The 2,819-nt window shown below is 54.7% G+C and carries 2 protein-coding genes; both read right to left on the bottom strand.

What is annotated here, in order from left to right:
• Nucleotides 1-120: 120 nt before the first annotated feature.
• Nucleotides 121-2,220 carry an elongation factor G gene (fusA, locus tag DBR44_RS19375; RefSeq protein ID WP_124645619.1) on the bottom strand — a complete coding sequence of 700 codons (2,100 nt, stop codon included), beginning with the start codon at nucleotides 2,218-2,220 and terminating at the stop codon, nucleotides 121-123.
• Between the two features lie 27 nt (nucleotides 2,221-2,247).
• Nucleotides 2,248-2,718 (bottom strand): 30S ribosomal protein S7, encoded by a 471-nt coding sequence (gene rpsG, locus DBR44_RS19370; protein WP_103526094.1) that lies wholly within the window; start codon nucleotides 2,716-2,718, stop codon nucleotides 2,248-2,250.
• Between the last annotated feature and the right edge of the window lie 101 nt (nucleotides 2,719-2,819).

Genomic DNA, 2,819 nt, shown 5'->3' with positions numbered 1-2,819 from the left:
GACGTTTACGTGCGGTTTGTTCCGCTCAAACTTTTCTTTTGCCATTTTGCAAAAATCCTTAATTAAAGAACATTAGATCAGAGCTGACCGAAAACCGGTTCCGGTCAGCTTCAGCGCGCATTACTTCTTGGCAGCCATTACCGCTTCAGCAACATGCTTCGGTGCTTCAGAGTAGTGCTTGAACTCCATGGAGTAGGTAGCACGACCCTGAGTAGCGGAACGCAGGTCGGTGGAGTAACCAAACATCTCGGCCAACGGTACTTCTGCCTTGATCTTCTTGCCACCCAGACCATCATCGTCCATGCCTTGCACGATGCCACGACGACGGTTCAGGTCGCCCATTACATCGCCCATGTACTCTTCCGGCGTTTCCACTTCAACGGCCATCATCGGCTCAAGGATGCACGGACCAGCACGGCGCATGGCTTCCTTGAATGCGATGGAACCAGCCAGTTCGAAGGCGATCTGCGAAGAGTCGACATCGTGGTAGGAACCGAAAGTCAGACGCACAGTAACGTCAACCACCGGGAACCCAGCCAAGATACCGTTGCTCAGCGAGTTACGGATACCCTTGTCAACGGAAGGAATGAATTCACGCGGAATCACACCACCCTTGATCTCGTCGATGAACTTGTAGCCCTGACCTTCGCCGGACGGCTCCAGAGTAATCGTACAATCACCGTACTGACCCTTACCACCAGACTGCTTGGCATGCTTACCTTGCACATCAGTAACAGTCTTGGTGATGGTTTCGCGGTAAGCAACCTGCGGAGCACCCACGTTGGCTTCAACGCCGAACTCGCGACGCATACGGTCAACCAGAATTTCCAGGTGCAGTTCACCCATACCGGAAATAATGGTTTGGCCGGATTCTTCGTCAGTACGTACGCGGAAAGACGGGTCTTCCTTGGCCAGGCGGTTCAGGGCAACGCCCATCTTTTCCTGGTCAGCCTTGGTCTTCGGCTCAACGGCAACGTGAATCACCGGATCCGGGAACTCCATGCGCTCCAGAATCAGCGGGGCATCAACGGCACACAGGGTTTCACCGGTGGTCACTTCCTTCAGGCCGATAGCAGCAGCGATGTCACCAGCGCGTACTTCTTCGATTTCCTTACGGTCGTTGGCGTGCATCTGTACGATACGGCCGATACGTTCCTTCTTGCCCTTGACGGAGTTCAGTACGGTATCACCGGACTTCACCACACCAGAGTAAACACGGAAGAAGGTCAGCTGACCTACGTACGGGTCATTCATCAGCTTGAAGGCCAGAGCGGAGAAGCTCTCGTCGTCGGAAGCCTGACGGGTAACCGGAGAGCCATCGTCCAGCTCACCTGGAACCGGCGGAACATCCAGCGGGCTCGGCAGCAGTTCAATCACAGCATCCAGCATGCGCTGAACACCCTTGTTCTTGAACGCGGAACCGCACAGCATCGGCTGGATTTCGCAACGCAGGGTGCGCTGACGCAGGCCGTCAACGATTTCTTCCTCGGTCAGCGCTTCGCCGCCCAAGTACTTGTCCATCATTTCGTCGCTGACTTCAGCAGCGGCTTCAACCATCTTTTCGCGCCATTCTTCGGCTACGGAAACCAGGTCGGCCGGGATGTCACCATACTCGAACTTCATGCCTTGCGAGGCTTCGTCCCAGATAATGGCCTTCATCTTCAGCAGGTCAACCACGCCGGTGAAACCGTCTTCTGCACCGATCGGCACAACGATAGGCACCGGGTTGCCACGCAGGCGAGTCTTCACCTGTTCAACCGCACGGAAGAAGTTGGCACCTTGACGGTCCATCTTGTTCACGAAAGCGATACGCGGAACCTTGTACTTGTTGGCCTGACGCCATACGGTTTCCGACTGGGGCTGAACACCACCCACAGCGCAGTAAACCATCACGGCACCATCCAGTACACGCATGGAACGCTCTACCTCAATGGTAAAGTCCACGTGACCCGGGGTGTCAATGATGTTGAAGTGGTGAGCCGGGTACTGCAGGCCCATACCCTTCCAGTAGGTGGTGGTGGCAGCAGAGGTAATGGTAATACCACGTTCCTGCTCCTGCTCCATCCAGTCCATGGTGGCGGCGCCATCGTGAACTTCACCGATTTTGTGGTTAACACCGGTGTAAAACAGAATACGCTCGGTAGTGGTTGTCTTACCGGCGTCAATGTGAGCGGAGATACCGATGTTACGGTAGCGCTCAATGGGGGTCTTTCTAGCCACGATCTACACCTTATTGTGTGGTTGAGCTTAGAAACGGAAGTGCGAGAAGGCCTTGTTGGCTTCTGCCATACGATGCACTTCATCACGCTTCTTCATGGCACCGCCACGGCCTTCGGCCGCATCGATAAGCTCACCAGCCAGGCGCAGGTCCATGGACTTTTCGCCACGCTTACGCGCAGCGTCACGCAGCCAGCGCATGGCCAGAGCCATACGACGGGACGGACGAACTTCAACAGGAACTTGATAGTTAGCACCACCTACACGGCGGCTTTTTACTTCTACAACCGGCTTGGCATTGGTCAGTGCGCTATTGAACACTTCCAGTGCGTTTTTGCCGGTCTTCTTTTCGATCTGGGCCAGTGCGCCGTAGATGATGCGTTCTGCAACAGCTTTTTTGCCGTCGATCATCACTACGTTCATGAACTTGGACAGATCTTGGGAACCGAACTTCGGATCCGGCAGAATCTCGCGCTTGGGGACTTCTCTGCGTCTTGGCATGTTACTTCCTTCAATATTCAGTTGAGCTTGGGCTCATGACCACCCATTAAAAGCAGTCACTTACTCGACGACCTCAGGCCGCCGCTAATACATCCCAATTA

Source organism: Aquitalea sp. FJL05 (genome assembly GCF_003852595.1).
In the GTDB taxonomy this organism is placed as follows: domain Bacteria; phylum Pseudomonadota; class Gammaproteobacteria; order Burkholderiales; family Chromobacteriaceae; genus Aquitalea; species Aquitalea aquatilis.
This window is presented reverse-complemented; position numbering and strand designations above follow the sequence as displayed.